14 protein-coding genes are annotated in these 14,744 nt (G+C 70.8%); 1 reads left to right on the top strand and 13 read right to left on the bottom strand.

What is annotated here, in order from left to right:
• Positions 1 to 3: 3 nt before the first annotated feature.
• The 13 genes from G3576_RS13755 to G3576_RS13695 all read right to left on the bottom strand — a co-directional run bounded on the left by G3576_RS13755 (position 4) and on the right by G3576_RS13695 (position 14,387).
• Positions 4 to 819 (bottom strand): lysophospholipid acyltransferase family protein, encoded by an 816-nt coding sequence (locus tag G3576_RS13755; RefSeq protein ID WP_164694991.1) that lies wholly within the window; start codon positions 817 to 819, stop codon positions 4 to 6.
• Positions 820 to 821: 2 nt separating this feature from the next.
• Positions 822 to 2,408, bottom strand: a complete 1,587-nt coding sequence (locus G3576_RS13750) for a phytoene desaturase family protein (RefSeq protein ID WP_164694990.1) — start codon at positions 2,406 to 2,408, stop codon at positions 822 to 824.
• Positions 2,409 to 2,654: 246 nt separating this feature from the next.
• On the bottom strand, positions 2,655 to 4,259 hold the full coding sequence (crtI, locus tag G3576_RS13745) for a phytoene desaturase family protein (RefSeq protein ID WP_164694989.1): 1,605 nt from the start codon (positions 4,257 to 4,259) through the stop codon (positions 2,655 to 2,657).
• Between the two features lie 57 nt (positions 4,260 to 4,316).
• Positions 4,317 to 5,948, bottom strand: coding sequence for an acyl-CoA dehydrogenase family protein (locus G3576_RS13740; protein WP_164694988.1), 1,632 nt, complete (start codon positions 5,946 to 5,948; stop codon positions 4,317 to 4,319).
• Positions 5,945 to 7,096 carry an FAD-dependent oxidoreductase gene (locus tag G3576_RS13735; protein WP_164694987.1) on the bottom strand — a complete coding sequence of 384 codons (1,152 nt, stop codon included), beginning with the start codon at positions 7,094 to 7,096 and terminating at the stop codon, positions 5,945 to 5,947. Before G3576_RS13735 ends, G3576_RS13740 begins: the two co-directional genes overlap by 4 nt.
• Positions 7,097 to 7,209: 113 nt before the next feature.
• Complete coding sequence (locus tag G3576_RS31735) at positions 7,210 to 8,397, bottom strand: DUF3140 domain-containing protein (RefSeq protein WP_164694986.1); 1,188 nt, start codon at positions 8,395 to 8,397, stop codon at positions 7,210 to 7,212.
• Complete coding sequence (locus G3576_RS13725; RefSeq protein ID WP_207622823.1) at positions 8,394 to 8,801, bottom strand: DUF5872 domain-containing protein; 408 nt, start codon at positions 8,799 to 8,801, stop codon at positions 8,394 to 8,396. Before G3576_RS13725 ends, G3576_RS31735 begins: the two co-directional genes overlap by 4 nt.
• Before the next feature lie 139 nt (positions 8,802 to 8,940).
• Positions 8,941 to 9,780 carry an aldose 1-epimerase gene (locus tag G3576_RS13720; protein ID WP_164694985.1) on the bottom strand — a complete coding sequence of 280 codons (840 nt, stop codon included), beginning with the start codon at positions 9,778 to 9,780 and terminating at the stop codon, positions 8,941 to 8,943.
• The gene (locus G3576_RS13715; RefSeq protein WP_164694984.1) at positions 9,780 to 10,616 is read right to left on the bottom strand and encodes an NAD-dependent epimerase/dehydratase family protein; all 837 of its coding nucleotides are present in this window, start codon (positions 10,614 to 10,616) and stop codon (positions 9,780 to 9,782) included. Before G3576_RS13715 ends, G3576_RS13720 begins: the two co-directional genes overlap by 1 nt.
• 12 nt (positions 10,617 to 10,628) lie before the next feature.
• Positions 10,629 to 11,501 (bottom strand): SMP-30/gluconolactonase/LRE family protein, encoded by an 873-nt coding sequence (locus G3576_RS13710; RefSeq protein WP_328729091.1) that lies wholly within the window; start codon positions 11,499 to 11,501, stop codon positions 10,629 to 10,631.
• A 4-nt stretch (positions 11,502 to 11,505) separates the two neighbouring features.
• The gene (locus G3576_RS13705; protein WP_164694983.1) at positions 11,506 to 12,804 is read right to left on the bottom strand and encodes a TRAP transporter large permease; all 1,299 of its coding nucleotides are present in this window, start codon (positions 12,802 to 12,804) and stop codon (positions 11,506 to 11,508) included.
• A 6-nt stretch (positions 12,805 to 12,810) separates the two neighbouring features.
• Positions 12,811 to 13,326, bottom strand: coding sequence for a TRAP transporter small permease (locus G3576_RS13700; protein ID WP_164694982.1), 516 nt, complete (start codon positions 13,324 to 13,326; stop codon positions 12,811 to 12,813).
• A gap of 65 nt (positions 13,327 to 13,391) precedes the next feature.
• Positions 13,392 to 14,387, bottom strand: coding sequence for a TRAP transporter substrate-binding protein (locus G3576_RS13695; protein WP_164694981.1), 996 nt, complete (start codon positions 14,385 to 14,387; stop codon positions 13,392 to 13,394).
• Positions 14,388 to 14,544: 157 nt separating this feature from the next.
• Here G3576_RS13695 and G3576_RS13690 point away from each other — a divergent pair, with 157 nt between their 5' ends.
• On the top strand, positions 14,545 to 14,700 hold the full coding sequence (locus tag G3576_RS13690) for a hypothetical protein (protein ID WP_164694980.1): 156 nt from the start codon (positions 14,545 to 14,547) through the stop codon (positions 14,698 to 14,700).
• The last annotated feature ends 44 nt before the right edge of the window (positions 14,701 to 14,744 follow it).

The raw sequence follows: 14,744 nt of genomic DNA, 5'->3' as shown, positions 1-14,744 counted from the left end.
GGTCTAGCCGGCCTCCTGGCGAGGATCGTGTCGTGGATCGAAGCGTTCGCCGCGCAGGGTGCTGCGCAGGCGGCGCCAGAGCTGCCACACGCCTCCCATGCCTTCCGGCCCGCGCAGCAGCGTCTCGAACCTTGCCGGATCGCGGGCAATGGCGTCCAGCGCCAGGCGATCCATCGTCTGCGCCAGCGCCTGCGACAGCGCCGGCGCGCGGTCATCCCGCGGCAGCGCCAGCAACGCCGAGGCCTCGATCGGATCGCCGAAGGCGCAGAGCATCTCCGCCTTGCGCTCCGTCCAGAAGGGGTAGTCGAGCGCGAGCGGCACGAAGAGCGCATCCGGCGCCATCTCCGGCAGCCGCGTCATCCCCGGCGCGATCGGCACCGGGCGTTCGCGCACATCGCTGAAGCGGCCCGGCGCATTCATCCAGAGCATGCGATCCGGCGCCGCCAGCACCGTCTTCGCCGTGCGCAGGAAGGCGACGGCACCGCGCGGCGTCCCCGTCTCGATCCCGAAGACACCGAGGCGCTTCATGAAGGCGTAGCGGCTGAGCGCCTGCGCATCCATCGGGATGAACATGGTACGCCCGCGGAACAGGCGCTGCGACAGCAGCATGAAGGCGACGCCGTCCCACCAGCCCGGATGGTTGGCGAAGATGACGAGGGGCCGCGCGCCATACTCCCGCGGCATCCCCCAGCGCGCCACCCGCGCGGCGCGCATGTGCTTGGCGAAGAAGCGCCGGAACATGAAGTGGAAGAAGGCCATGCGCCGCGGATCGAAGAGGGGGACGGGGTCCTCCCCCTCCGGCTTCGGCGCAGCAGCCATGGCTATTCCGCCGCCGCGGCGATTTCGGAATCGCGCCGCCCGGCCTGCCGCGCCGCCTCGCTCATGCCACGGCCGCCACGGTCGCGGTCCAGCGCATCGGCGGCGATCCAGCCGGACATCATCACCATCGGCATGCCCGGCCCCGGATGCGCGGCACCGCCGCAGAGGTAGAGCCCCTTCACCGCCTTGCTGCGGTTGCCCGGCTTGAAGGCGCCGGTGAAGCTGCCATGGCTGGCAAGCCCGTAGATCGCGCCGTCCAGCACCTTGTAGCGGTTGTGGATATCGACCGGCGTCAGCTGGCTCTCCACCACGATCCGCTCCTCGATATCCTCCATCCCCGCCGTGCGCTTCAGCTTGTCGAGGATGGTCTGCCGGTACTTCGGCAGCATCTTGGACCAGTCATGATGCGGGCGCAGATGCGGCGTGTGGACCAGCACATACAGCGCCTCCCCCCCCGCCGGCGCCGTGGTGTCGTCGCTGCACGACGTGGCCGCCAGATAGGCCGTGGGATCGGGCGCGGGCTCGCCCTTCTTGTAGATGCTGTCGAACTCCTCCTCCGCATCCCTGGAGAAGACGAAGCAGTGATGCGCCAGGTGGTCGTAGCGCTTCTTCAGGCCGAGATAGAGCACGACGCCGCTGCAGGCGGGCTCGAACCCCTTCTTCTCGTATTTCCGGCCGACATCGCCGCCGACCAGTTCCTTGTAGGTCCGGATGGCATCCATGTTGGAGATGACGGCATCGCAGGCAATCCGCTCCGACCCCACGCGCACGCCCTTGATGGCGCCATTCTCGATGTCGAAGCCGGTGACCTCGGAATTCGGGCGCAGATCGGCGCCGAGGCTCGCGGCCAGCTTCGCCAAGCCCTCCGCCACCGCGCGCGTGCCGCCGACGGGATACCAGACGCCCTCGCTCGCCTGCATGTCGCCGATCGAGCACACCACCGCCGGCGCCAGATAGGGCGAGGAGCCGATATACTGGCAGTAATGGTCCAGCATCTGGGCCAGGCGCTCATCCGGCACATGGCCGCGGATCACCTTGGCCGCGGTCTGGCCCATCTTCAGGCTCAACACGTCCCGGATGGTGTTCGGGTTGAGGTTGGCCTTCATGTCGATGGTGTCGGTCACACCCTCCACCGGGCGCCAGAAGAAGAACTTTTCGGAGACACCATGCAGGTGGCGGCTCTCCTCCTGGAACTTCCGATAACCCTCGCCCAGCCCGCGCCCGGGCGCGAACTTTTCGATCTGCGCCTGCATGGTCGCGACATCGGCCATCAGGTCGATCTGCGTCCCATCCTCGAAGAAACACCGCCACTGCGGATCCAGCCGGATCAGCGGCAACTCCTTCGCCTGGTCGAGCCCCGCCTCCGCATAGATCCGGCGCAACACGCGCGGCACCGTCAGGATGGTCGGCCCCATGTCGAACCGGAAATCACCACTGCCATCCGGCGCCGACAGGCTCAACACAGCCGCCTTGCCACCCAGCCAAGGGTTCTTGTCGAGCAGCGTGACCTTGTGCCCGCGCGCCGCCGCCACCGCCGCCGCCGCGAGGCCTCCCAGGCCACCCCCGACCACCACCACCCGATCAGCCATGCGAACGCACCTCCGTGCCTCTATTCGTAGCGTGTTTGCGGGGTGATTCGCAGGGGGACGCTGTCCCCCTGCACCCCCTGCCAGGAGGCAGCGGCCTCCTGGACCTCAGGTATTGAACGCTGGCCAGGGAGGGGGCTTCAGGCCCCCTCCCTGGCCAGCGTTGAAATCCGGCGGGGCCCGGGGGGCGCCACGCCCCCCGGCGGGGGTGCGGGGGCAGCGCCCCCGCGAACCGCCCGCGAAACCCGCCTACCGATCCGGCCCGTAGGCGGCGGCCGGCGTGGCGGCCGCGAAGTCGCCGCCGGCCGTGGGGCGGCTGGGCGCGCTGGCGAGGCCGAGGTCCTGCGCCATCAGCCCCGTCGTGATGCGGGCCCCTTCGTAGATGACGGGCAGGCCGCTGCCCGGGTGGGTGCCGCCGCCGACGAGGTAGACGCCTTCCACGTCCCGGAAGCGGTTGCCCGGGCGGAACAGCAGCATCTGCGGCAGTTCGTGGGAGAGGTTGAAGGTGGCGCCGAAGCCGACCGCGAAGTCGCTCTCCCAGTCCTGGGGGGCGACGATGCGTTCGTACTTGATGTGGGGCCGCAGGTCCGGCAGGCCGAGGACCTTGAGGCGGTCGAGCGCGATCTCCCGGTAACGTGCGGCCTGGGCGGGCCAGTCCGGCTGCTTGATGAGGTTCGGCACGGGCACCAGGACGTAGAGCGCCGAGTGGCCCTTGGGGGCCATGGTCGGGTCCGTGGCGCCGGCGTGCTGCACGTAGAGCGAGGGGACTTCCGGGATATCGCCCCGTTCGATCTGGGCGATGTTCTCCTGGTAGCCCTCGGAGAGCAGGACGTTGTGGTGGGCGAGTTCCGGCAGTTCCCGGTCCAGCCCGAGATAGAGCATGAAGGTGGAGCAGGAATACTTGGCCTGCCCGATCTTCCGGTCCTTCCAGCCCTTGCGGAGGTGATCCGGGATCAGCCGCGGGATGGCGTGGGCGAAATCGGCGTTCACGACGACCGCGTCCGCGTCATGCCGCACGCCACCGATCTCCACCCCCTTGGCGCGGCGGCCTTCGAAGCCGATGCGCTCCACGGGCGCGTTCAGCCGGATCTCGGCGCCGAGGCGCTCCGCCACCTTCGCCATGGCGACAGAGACCGCGCCGCAGCCGCCGATGGGGTGGAAGATGCCGTGCTCGTATTCCAGGAAGGACAGGATGGTGAAGAGCGCCGGGCATTTGAACGGGCTCATGCCCAGGTACTTGGTCTGGAAGGAGAAGGCGAGGCGTACGCGCGGGTCGCTGAAGTGGCGCGCCAGGTCACGGTCCACCGTGGACCAGGGCTTCATCAGCGGCAGCGCCTTGATCATGTCCGGCCGGATCATGTCGGCGGCGGTGGAGAAGGCGCGTTCCAGAACCGGGCGGAAGGCCGCGAGCTTGGCGCGGTTCTCCTCCATGAAGGGCCGCAGCCCCTTGGCGTCCTTCGGCGAGATGCCGGCGATCGCCGCTTCCATCCGCGCCATGTCGGCGCTGGCCTCGATCTGGGTGGTGCTGCCGCCCTGTTCGAAGATCAGCCGGTATTGCGGCTCCAGCCGCCGCATGTCGATCTCCTGTTCGAGATCGGCGCCGCAGCGGCTGAAGATCTCCTTCAGGATGCGGGGGTAGAGGAAGAAGGTCGGCCCGAGGTCGAACTTGTATCCCTGATCGGTCGCCAGGGTGCGGGTGCGCCCGCCGACCACGTTGTCCTTTTCGAACACCGTGACGCGGGCGCCGGAGGCCGCGAGCATCATGGCGGCGGCGAGGCCGCCTGGCCCCGCGCCGATGATGGCCACCTTCGGCCGGGGTCTGTGGAGGGCGGGGGAGGAGAGGGGAGCGGTCATGGCGGTGGGCAGCAGATGCGTCCGACCCCGGGGGCTGCAAGGGGCATGGACAAGCGGTTACAGCACCGCAGGGATGGGCACCAGCGCCCCTTGCTCTATTTCCAGGCACCGGGCTTCCGCCCGCGGCAGCAGTCGGCCGAGGTAGAAGGCCGCCAGCGCCGCACGATCCGGCGCCGCGGCGGCGGCCCGGGCCAGCATCCAGCCCCCCAGCACCCAGCCGCAGGCATCGAGATAGGCGGTCGCCAGGCCCTGCGCGGCCTCGGGGTCCCGCGACTGCAGGTCCAGCATCAGCCCCGTGGCGGCATCGAGCCGCGAGGCGGCGCCGGCCAGGCGGGGATCGGCGGCGGCCACCTCCGCCAGCAGGCCGCGCATCGCGGCGCCGCCATCCTTGGCGACCTTGCGGACCAGCAGGTCGATCGCCTGGATGCCGTTCGTGCCCTCATAGATCGGGGTGATGCGGACATCGCGCAGCACCTGGGCGGCGCCGGTATCCTCCACGAAGCCCATGCCGCCATGCACCTGGACGCCGAGGCTGGCATTCTCCACGCCGCGGTCGGTGCTCCAGGCCTTCACGATGGGGGTCAGGAGCGCCAGGCGCACCTGCCCGGCCTCATCCCCCAGCAGGTGGTGCCGGTCGAGCGAGGCGGCGGCTTCCAGCGCCAGCAGGCGGGCCGCGAGCGTCGTGGCGCGCATCTCCGCCAGCATGCGGGCGACATCGGCGTGGCGCGCGATGGGGCGGCCGGACTGGGTGCGGTCGGCGGCGTATTTCTCCGCCAGTTCCAGCGCCCGCGCGCCGGCGGCCACCCCCTGCACGCCGACGGCAAGCCGCGCGGCGTTCATCATGGCGAACATGGCGTTGAGGCCCCTGCCCGGCTCGCCCACCAGCTCCGCCTCCGCCCCCTCGAACAGCATGATGCAGGTGGGGGAGGCGTGGATGCCCATCTTCCGCTCGATGCCGCCGCAGCGGAGCGCGTTGCGGGTGCCGTCGGGGAGCACCTTCGGGGCCGCGAACAGGGAGATGCCCCGGCTGCCTTCCGCCGCGCCGGGCAGGCGGGCGAGGACGAGGTGGAGGATGTTCTCCGTCGTGTCGTGCTCGCCCCAGGTGATGTAGATCTTCTGTCCGTGCAGGGCATACCGCCCGTCACCGAGGGGTTCCGCGCGGGTGCGGAGCGCAGCCAGGTCGCTGCCCGCCTGCGGCTCCGTCAGGCACATGGTGCCGTTCCACTCGCCGGTGACGAGCTTCGGCAGGAAGCGCGCCTGCTGGTCCGGCGTGCCATGGCCGAGCAGCAGGTCGATGGCGCCGGTCGTCAGCACCGGGCCGAGGAAGAAGGCCATGTCGGCGGCGGAGGCGAGTTCCGTCACCGCCACCCAGACGGCATGCGGCAGCCCCTGCCCGCCATGCGCCTCCGGCGCCGCGACACCCTGCCACCCGCTCTCGATCCAGGCTTTCATCAATGCCTTGTAGTGCGGGGGCGTGGTGACGGTGCCATTGGCGTAGTGGGCGCCGTGGCGGTCCGCCTCCTGCCAGCCCGGCGCCATCTGCTCCCGCGTGAAGCGGGCGGCTTCCTCGATGAGCGCGGCGATATCCTCCGCCGCCAGGGGCGCGCCGGCGGCCGCCGTCAGCCCGGGCAGGTCCACCACGCGCGTCAGGCCGAGGATCAGGTCGTCTGCAGCGGAGGGCAGCGTCATGCGGTGATTTCCTGAGGCAGGTCGGCAAGGAGGCCCGGCGGCGGCGGCGCATCGCCGGCCGCCCAGGCGGATATGGCCCGGCCCAGGCTTTCGTCACCCGCCGCGCGCGCCATCGCCAGGCCAAGCAGCGCGCCGAACTTGAAGCCGTGGCCGGAGAAGCCGGACATCACGAAGGCCCGGGCGCCGAGGCGTTCCACGACGAAGCGCTCCTGCGGCTCCACGTCGTAGTAGCAGGCGGCGGCGGACAACACGCGGTATTCCGCCAAGCCGCGGATGCGGTGACGGGCATAGGCCAGGATCTCCTCGGCCTCGGCCGCCGTCGCCTCCCGCGGTTCCTCGGGATCGCCATGCGGGGCGAAGCGGTGGTCACCGATCTTGAGCGGCGTGCCCGCCACCGGCGGCACGGCGTAGAAGCCGCCATCCTCCGCCAGGTCGAGCAGCATGGGGGCGCGGGCCCAGCCTTCCGCGTGTTCGGTCGGTGGCGCCAGGCGGACGATGATCTGGCGCGTCGGGCGCACACGGGCGGCGAGCGCGGGCAGCAGGCGCGGCGCCCAGGGGCCGGCGGCCACGACCAGCAGGTCGGCTTCCATGCGCGTGCCATCCGCCAGGGTCAGCGCGCCCCGGGCGGGATCCACCGCCACCGCCTGGCCGCGCTGGATCGGCACGCCGCGGGCGGCCAGCCGCGCCGCCAGCAATTCCACGATCCGCCGGGCCAGCAGCACGCCGCCGGTCGGCAGGTGAAAGGCTGCCGCGATGCCGTCGCCGGAGAGGTAGGGGTAGCGGGCGGCGACCTCGGCGCCCGTCAACTCCGTCACCGCATGCCCGTCGCCCCGCAGCGTGGCGCGGCTGTCGGCCAGCCAGCCGCCCGGGGCATTCGCCAGCGCCAGCACGCCGGTGGCCACATAGGGGCGTTCGCCCGCTTCGGCGAAGAGCAGGTCCCAGGCGGCGTAGGCGGGGTCGATCATCCGCATGTAGCCCGCGGCGGCGCCATAGGCGTGGCGGATCAGGCGATGGTCATCGACGGAGGAGCCGCGCGGATTCGGCACCCCATCCTGCTCCACCACCTGCACGGACCACCCCGCCCGGGCAAGCGCCCAGGCGGTGGACAGGCCCATGATTCCGGCCCCGAGGATGATGGCGCTTCCCATGCGCCGCAGTCTTGCCCAGCACCCGCCGCTTGGGGAGGGGGGGACCCATTGGGTCAGGCTTTGGGGGTGAGGGTTCGGCATGCGGCGGGGACCAGAGCCCCCGCCGCATCAGGTCAGGCCCGGCTGGCGCGGCTGCTGCCGCCGCTGCTGCGCCCGCCCTTGGCGGCGGCAGACGTGCGGCCGGCCGCGCCCCGCTTCGGCGCGGCCTTGGGCGGGCCGGACTTGGCGGCCGTGCTCTTCGCGCGGGTCGTCTTGGCAGCGGCCTTCGGCGCGGCCTTGGCCGTGCTGGCGCGGCGGGTGGTCGCCGCCTTGGCGCGGGCGGCGCCGCCCTTGGCGCCATTCGCCCGCGCCGCCGCGGCCTTCTTCGGCGTGCGCGCGCTGCCAGCCTTGGACGCCGCCTCCGACCGGCTCATCGTCGCCTTGCGCGCCGTGCCGCTGGCCTTGCGGGTGGTGCCGGACGCCGCCTTGCGCGTGCCGGTCGCGCTGGCGCGCTTGGCCGGCGCCTTCGTCGCCGCCTTGCGGGTGGTGGTGGACGCCGCCTTGCGGGTCGTGCCCGTGCTGCTGCGCCCGCCCTTCGCCGCCGCCGCCGTGCGACCCGCCGCGCTGCGGCTTGCGGTGGCCTTGGTGGCGCGCTTCGGTGCCGCCTTGGCCGCGCCGTCACCGGCGGCCTTGCGGGTGGAGCGGGTGGAGGAGGACGCCGCCTTGCGGGCCGTGCCCGTGCTGCTGCGCCCGCCCTTCGCCGCCGCCGCCGTGCGACCCGCCGCGCCCCGCTTCGGCGCTGCCTTGGCGGTGCTGCCGGAAGCGGCCTTCGTCGCGCGTCGCGGCGCCGGCTTGGCCTCGCCATCGGCTGCCTTGCGGGGCGTCGCCGCCCGCCGGCGCTTCGGCTTCTCCTCCGCCGGCGCGGGCATCGGCTCCGCCGGCATGTCCTCGGCCTCGTTCGCCTGGTTCATCTCGTCGCTCATGCGTCGATCCTCCTTGAGGGGGTCGTGCCCCCAGTTCATCAGGCTGTGGCGCCAGCGCGTGTCGCTGACGTCGCCCTTGGGCCGCTGCGCGAGGTGGCGGTGGATGTAGCCCACCACCCGGCGCATCTGCCCCGCATCCGCCTCATCCGGTTCGGATGCGCCGCTCTCCAGGAAAGACAAGATCCAGCGGCCGGATTGATGGCCGACGGATTCCTGCTCCCCCTCCTGCGTCCAGCCCGCCTCCCTGCTCTCCGCCGTGCCGAGCCAGTCGCGCAGCTCCTCGGCGGAGAGATTCACGAGGCGGCGGAAATCCCGCGCGACATCGGCTTCGCTGCTCATCGCGACGCCGCCTTCCGCGCTGTGGCGGCCTTGCGCGCCACGTCCTTCGGCTGGGCGGAGAACTGCTTCCCCGCCTTGGTGTCGGCGCGCTTCTTCGCCGTGCTGCGCGCGACCTCGTCCTTGGTCAGGCGCTTCCGCGCGGCCTTGGGCAGGTAGCGTTCGCCGGTCTCGCCCGAAGGCTTGCCCGACGCCGTGCCCCAATCCTCCTTGGTCCAGCGCGCCAGGCTGTTGTCGGCCTTCCTGCCGCCGACATAGCCGCCGCCTTCCTTCTTGTATTCGGCGACGGCCAACTGCGCCTTGCGCGCCGACCATTCACCGGGATCGCCACCCTTGTCGCCGCGCATCACGCGGCGCTTCACCTTTTCCCAGAGTGCGGGGTCCGTCCGCTGCGCGGTGCTCGCCATGAAGTCCGCTCCCTCCACGATGCACGCCATGCTGCGCGCCACAATGCGCGACGCATCGGGTTGCGAAGGCGAACGTCACGACGCGGCGATTGTTCCCGCGTGTTGGAACGCGGATGCACGAAAAGCGTGCGTCGCGCCCTCAGGCGCGATGAATCATCAGTGAGGCGTCGAGCGACGCGCCCGGCGACAGCAGATGCATCGCACCATGCGCGGCATTCGCGGGGCGGTTCACCGCATCCGGCACATGGCTGACGGGCTCCACGCAGAGCACGTCGCCGCCACGCGGCGCGAAGACCTGCAGGTTTCGCGCCCAGTCGCCGGCGGCGCGCATGGTGATGGCGGTGCCGTCCGGCCAGGTGATGGTGGCCGCGCCATCCCAGCCCGCGAAATGCGTGTCGAGCCCGAGCAGCACGGCGTCGTCGCCGTTCAGCCCCGCGCTCGGCCGTGCGCCGGAGGAGATGCTTCTGGCGTCGCGGCCGAAGATGGTGGTGGCGTGGAAGCGGAGCCGCGTGCCGGCGGGGCGCGCGAACCAGGGATGCCAGCCCATGCCCATCGGCGTCGGCGCATCGCCCGTATTCGTCAGGGCCAGCGACAGCGCCAGCCCAGCATCGGACAGCGCCACGGACAGGCTCGCGCTGCAGCGGAAGGGCGCATGGTCCAGCGCGCAGCCGAAGGTGGCGCGCGATGAATCCTGCTGCTCCACGGACCAGGCGAGGTCGCGGATGAAGCCGTGCAGCGCGTTGCCCTCGGTCGGGCGGTTGATCGGCATGCGGTGCTCCACGCCGCCGACCACGATCCGCCCATCCTCCAGCCGGTTGGTCCAGGGCGCCATGATGAAGGCGCCGTGGAAGCCGTTGTTCGGGTCGGCGCCGTCGGGGATGCGCCGCAGCACATCCCGCCCCGCCAAGGTCAGCGACCGGAAGGCGACGCCCGCCTCCGGCACCAGCTCCGCCCGCCAATCGCCCGCTGCCAGGATCATCAGTCGAGGTCGAACTGGTCGCGCGGGGAGAAGCCACCCTTCCGCGTATAGCCGTCGGAGGTGTAGCTGCCGCCCTGGTAGCGTTCCTCCACCGGGTCGTCGGAGACGATGTGCCCGACCTCCGCGCGGTAATCCTCCGCGCTGTCCTCCGGCTTCCAGCCGATGCGGTCGCGGTGGTCCTTGCCCCAGAAGGTCTCGGGGTTGTTGGAGGCACCCCAGATCACGGCATGGCCCACGCGCTCCGCGCCGATGATGGCCTTCATCATCCGCGCGAGGTCGGCGTAGCTCAGCCAGGTGGAGAGCATCCGCTTGTTGGTGGGCTTGGGGAAGCAGGATCCGATGCGGACATTGACGTTCTCCACGCCATGCTTGTCCCAGTACATCCGCCCCATCAGCTCCCCATAGGCCTTGGAGAGCCCGTAGAAGCCATCCGGCCGGAAGGCGCAGTCGAGGTCGAGCCGCTCGGCGTTCCCGGTCGGGCGCGTGTGGAAGCCGATGGAGTGGTTGGAGGAGGCGAAGACGACGCGCGCCCCTTCCCGCCGGGCCGCCTCATAGATGTGGTAGAGGCCGCGCAGGTTCGGGCCCAGCACCACCTCGAAGGGATGCTCCGTCGCGATGCCGCCGAAGTGGAGGATGGTGCCGCAGCCCTCCGCCAGGCGCAGGATGCCCATGCCCTCGTTCAGGTCGATGCGGGTGAAGCTGCAATTGGCGGGCAGCGGGTCCGGGAAGGGCGCGATGTCGGTCAGGCGCAGCGTGTGGCCCGCGGCGGAGAGTTCCTTCGCCAGCATGCGGCCAAGGTTGCCGGAAGCGCCGGTCAGCAGGATGGGCTTGGTCATGAATGGGTTTCCTCAGTCCGCGAAGTCGGTCACGGGCGCACCTTGTCCCAACCCCTCGCCCCGGAACAGCCCGCCGAGCCCGGGATGCGCGGCGAGCGTCGCCTCGTCCTTGCCGGCGCGGAGGCTGGTGACGAAGAGGGTGCGGAGATCGGGTCCGGCGAAGCAGGGCATGGTCGGCGCCGGCACCGGGAAGGGCAGGTGGCGCAGGATGACGCCCTCCGCGCTGATCACGTTGATCCGGCCGGCGGAGACGCCGGCGGACCAGTAGTGGCCTTCCGCATCCATCGCCGCGCCATCCGGGCGGCCCGTCGCCTCATCCAGCTGGATCACCCGCCGCCACTCGCCGATGGCGCCGGTGGCGGGGTCGAAATCCGCGATGTCGAGCACGGCGCGGCGGCTGTCGGAATGCCAGATGCGCCGGCCATCCGGGCTCCAGGCCAGGCCGTTGGAGACGACGAGGCCGTCCCGCCGCCGCTCCACCACCCCATCGGGCCGCACGCGCCAGAGGATGCCGGTCGGCCCCTTCTCCGACCGGTCGTCCATGCTGCCGACCCAGTAGCAGCCATCCGGCCCCACCTTGCCGTCATTCAGGCGGTTATGGGCGGGCTCCTCCGGCATGGTCGCGAAGGCGGCGATGGCGCCGGTCTCGGGGTCGAGGCGCACCACGCTCGCGCGCTGTGCCACCAGCAGCGTGCCGGAGCGGCACAGGGCGAGGCTGCCGCAGACCTCCGGCACCGGGATGCGGCGCATGGCGCCATCGGTGGGGTCGAAGCGGATGACGTCGCGGGCCAGGATGTCCACCATCCACAGCACGCCGCGCCGCGCATCCCAGACCGGGCTTTCGCCGACACTGGCCCGCAGGTCGGCGACCAGCTGGAAGGACACGGCCCTACCCCTCGTAGCCCAGCAGCAGCCGCGGCAGGGTCAGCGACACGGCGGGCCAGTAGGTGGTCAGCAGCAGCGCGGCCAGGATGGCGCCGTAGAAGGGCCAGATCGTCCGCATCACCTCCTCGATCCGGATGCGGCCGATGGCGCAGCCCACGAAGAGCACGGCACCGACCGGCGGCGTGGTCAGGCCGAGGCCGAGATTCATCATCATGATCATGCCGAACTGGACCGGATCGATCCCGATCGCGACGACGACGGGCAGGAAGATCGGCGTGGTGATCAGGATCAGCGCCGCCATGTCCATCACGCAGCCCAGCAGCAGCAGGCAGACATTGATCAGCAGCATGATGACGACGGGGTTGTCGCTGATGGCCAGCATCCCCTCCGTCAGCAGATCCGGCAGGCGGTAGAGCGCCAGGAGGTAGGCGAAGGCCGTCGCCGTGCCGACCAGCAGGAACACCACGGCGGAGGTGCGCACCGCGGCCGCCACCGCGACCTTGAAGCTCTCCCAGCTCAGGTTGCGATAGACGATGATGGTGACCAGCAGCGCCCAGATGGTGCCGAAGGCGGCGCTTTCCGTCACGGTGAAGATGCCGGACAGCACGCCGCCCAGGATGATGATGGCGGTGAAGAGGCCGGGCAGCGCATCCAGGAACTTCAGGGCCAGATGCTTGAAGCCCGCCCAGGGCTCCGCCGGATAGCCGCGCCGCACCGCCATCACATAGGCCGCGATGGCGAGGAAGCCGCACATCAGCAGCCCCGGCACGATGCCCGCGATGAACAGCGCGGTGACGGAGATGCCGCCCCCCGCCGCCAGGCTGTAGAGGATCATGTTGTGGCTGGGCGGGATCAGGATGCCGGCGATGGAGGAGGTGACGGTCAGCGACACCGCGTAATCCACCCCATACCCCTTGGCCTTCATGGCCGGGATCAGGATGACGCCGGTGGCGGAGGTATCCGCGACCGCGGAGCCCGAGATGCCGCCGAAGAGCATGGAGGTGGAGACATCGACCATGCCGAGCCCGCCCCGCATCCACCCGACCGCGGCCGAGGCCAGCGCCACCAGCCGCCGCGCGATGCCGCCATGCAGCATCAACTCCCCGGCGAAGACGAAGAAGGGAATGGCCAGCAGGGCGAAGATGCTCATGCCGCTCGCCATCTGCTGGAAGGCGACGGCGGGGTTGATGCCCTCATAGATGAAGCCGACCAGGGCCGCGATGCCGAGCACGAAGGCCACCGGCACGCCGGCGACGACGCCGACGACGAAGACCGCGAAGATCAGGAACAGGCCGAATTCCACGCGGGGCTACTCCAGGAAGGCGGCCTTCACGCCGCGCTGTTCGGGGCCATCCTTGCTGAGGATGTCGAGCAGCACCTGCTCGATGGCGAAAAGGGTGATGAGGCCGCCGCAGACCTGCAGCGGCACATAGGTCCAGCCCTGGCTGATGCCGAGCAGCGGAATCCTGAAGTTCCAGACCATGTCGACGAGTTCCTGGGAATACCAGGCCATGGCGAAGCCGAAGGCGCCGACCAGCGCGTCGCAGCCCACCGCGATCCAGCGCTGGATGCCGATCGGCAGCGCTTCCCGGAACCCGAGCACCGAGAGGTGGAAACGCTCCCGCACCCCGACGGCCGCCACCGGCAGCGCGATGCAGAGGATGGAGAGCGTCGCCGCGCGCTCGATCCAGGTCGGCGTGTCGTTCAGCACGTAGCGGCCGAAGACCAGCCACCCCATCATCGCGACGAGGCCCACCAGCGCGGCGCCGGCGATGACGATGACCAGCCGCGAGAAGAGGTCGAGGGCACGGGTGAACATCGCCATGGGCGCGCGTCCTGCCAGAAGAACGACGAGAAAGGGGGACGCCCGAGGACGCCCCCCAGGGACGGTCAGCGCAGAGCGCGGATCTGCTGCACCAGGCCGGACAGGCGCGCATTGCCGCCCGTGTACTTCTCATAGACCGGGGCCATCAGGGCGGACCAGGGCGAGCGGTCCTGGATCTCGATGACGGTGGCACCGGCCGCCACGACCCGCTGGCGGGAGGCCACCTCGCGCTCCGCCCAGAGCTGCCGCTGCAGCGTCGCCGCTTCGCGCGCCGCGTCGCGGAGGATGTTGCGCTCCGCATCGTTCAGGCGGCGCCAGCGCTGCTGGGATACGGCCAGCACCTCCGGCACGTTGCTGTGCTCGGTGGTGGTGTAGAAGCGGGCGACCTCGAAGTGGCGCGTGCTTTCATAGGACGGCCAGTTGTTCTCCGCCCCGTCGATCACGCCGGATTGCAGGCTGGTAAAGACCTCGCCGAACGGCAGCGGCGTCGGGTTCGCGCCCAGCGCCCGCATCAGGTCGATCCAGAGGTCGGAGGTCTGCACGCGGATCTTCATGCCGCGGAGGTCGGCCGGCGTGCGGACGGGGCGCGTGGTGTAGAGGCTGCGCGCCCCCGCATCGAACCAGGAGAGCGCGATGATCCCGATCTGCTCCAGGTCGCGGGCGATCTCCTGCCCCGCCACGCCATCGATCGCGGCATGGCTGTGCGCCACGTCCCGGAACAGGAAGGGCAGCGTGACGACGTTGGTGGAGGGGGCCAGGTTGTTGAAGGGGCTCAGGTTGAAGTTGGCGAAGTCGATTGAGCCCAGCCGCATCTGCTGGATCGCCTCATCCTGCTGGCCGAGCTGCGCGCTGTGATAGGTGCGCAGCCGCATGCGGTTGTTGCTGCGGCTCCCCACCAGCTCCGCGAAGCGGTCGAGGCCGCGGCCATTCGGATAATCGGCCGCATGGATGTTCCAGCCGCGCCATTCCTGGGCGCTGCCCGCGCCGGGGGCGAAGGGCAGCAGCACCGCGGCCGCCACGGCCACCGCGCGCACCGCGCGCGACACAGTCTTCCGGATCATTCGTCCCGTCTCCTTCCCGATCCGGCGGATGCTCCACCGGCTTATATGACATCATACAACCGCCCGGCCGCGGCTTGTCAAATGCGCCGCCCCGCGGATTGTGAGGGAACGGTTGCCCCCCTTCGCGCGCTGTTGTCGCGTGGGTGGAGGACCGAGCATGGACCGGGAAGACGAGATCGAGGAAGCCGAGGACAACGAGGTGCCGCTGGTACCCGCTGCCGCCGTGGGCTTTCTTCTGTATCCCTGGGCCGTCCAGCTCATCCTGGCCGTCCCGCCGGCGAATGACCAGGGCGAGGCCAAGGACCACCGCTGATCGCCTGCCCGCCCGCAGCGAGGGTTGCGGAAGCGGGCCGTCCT

The sequence above is a fragment of the Falsiroseomonas algicola genome, assembly GCF_011040385.1.
Classification (GTDB): Bacteria; Pseudomonadota; Alphaproteobacteria; order Acetobacterales; family Acetobacteraceae; genus Falsiroseomonas; species Falsiroseomonas algicola.
This window is presented reverse-complemented; position numbering and strand designations above follow the sequence as displayed.

Excerpts from the sequence above, each read along its gene's own strand:
- G3576_RS31735 (WP_164694986.1), bottom strand. The coding sequence starts at position 8,397 with ATGAGCAGCGAAGCCGATGTCGCGCGGGATTTCCGCCGCCTCGTGAAT.
- G3576_RS13735 (WP_164694987.1), bottom strand. The coding sequence starts at position 7,096 with ATGGGAAGCGCCATCATCCTCGGGGCCGGAATCATGGGCCTGTCCACC.
- G3576_RS13750 (WP_164694990.1), bottom strand. The coding sequence starts at position 2,408 with ATGGCTGATCGGGTGGTGGTGGTCGGGGGTGGCCTGGGAGGCCTCGCG.
- G3576_RS13755 (WP_164694991.1), bottom strand. The coding sequence starts at position 819 with ATGGCTGCTGCGCCGAAGCCGGAGGGGGAGGACCCCGTCCCCCTCTTC.
- G3576_RS13700 (WP_164694982.1), bottom strand. The coding sequence starts at position 13,326 with ATGGCGATGTTCACCCGTGCCCTCGACCTCTTCTCGCGGCTGGTCATC.
- G3576_RS13690 (WP_164694980.1), top strand. The coding sequence starts at position 14,545 with ATGGACCGGGAAGACGAGATCGAGGAAGCCGAGGACAACGAGGTGCCG.
- G3576_RS13740 (WP_164694988.1), bottom strand. The coding sequence starts at position 5,948 with ATGACGCTGCCCTCCGCTGCAGACGACCTGATCCTCGGCCTGACGCGC.
- G3576_RS13720 (WP_164694985.1), bottom strand. The coding sequence starts at position 9,780 with ATGATCCTGGCAGCGGGCGATTGGCGGGCGGAGCTGGTGCCGGAGGCG.
- G3576_RS13725 (WP_207622823.1), bottom strand. The coding sequence starts at position 8,801 with ATGGCGAGCACCGCGCAGCGGACGGACCCCGCACTCTGGGAAAAGGTG.
- G3576_RS13715 (WP_164694984.1), bottom strand. The coding sequence starts at position 10,616 with ATGACCAAGCCCATCCTGCTGACCGGCGCTTCCGGCAACCTTGGCCGC.
- crtI (WP_164694989.1), bottom strand. The coding sequence starts at position 4,259 with ATGACCGCTCCCCTCTCCTCCCCCGCCCTCCACAGACCCCGGCCGAAG.
- G3576_RS13695 (WP_164694981.1), bottom strand. The coding sequence starts at position 14,387 with ATGATCCGGAAGACTGTGTCGCGCGCGGTGCGCGCGGTGGCCGTGGCG.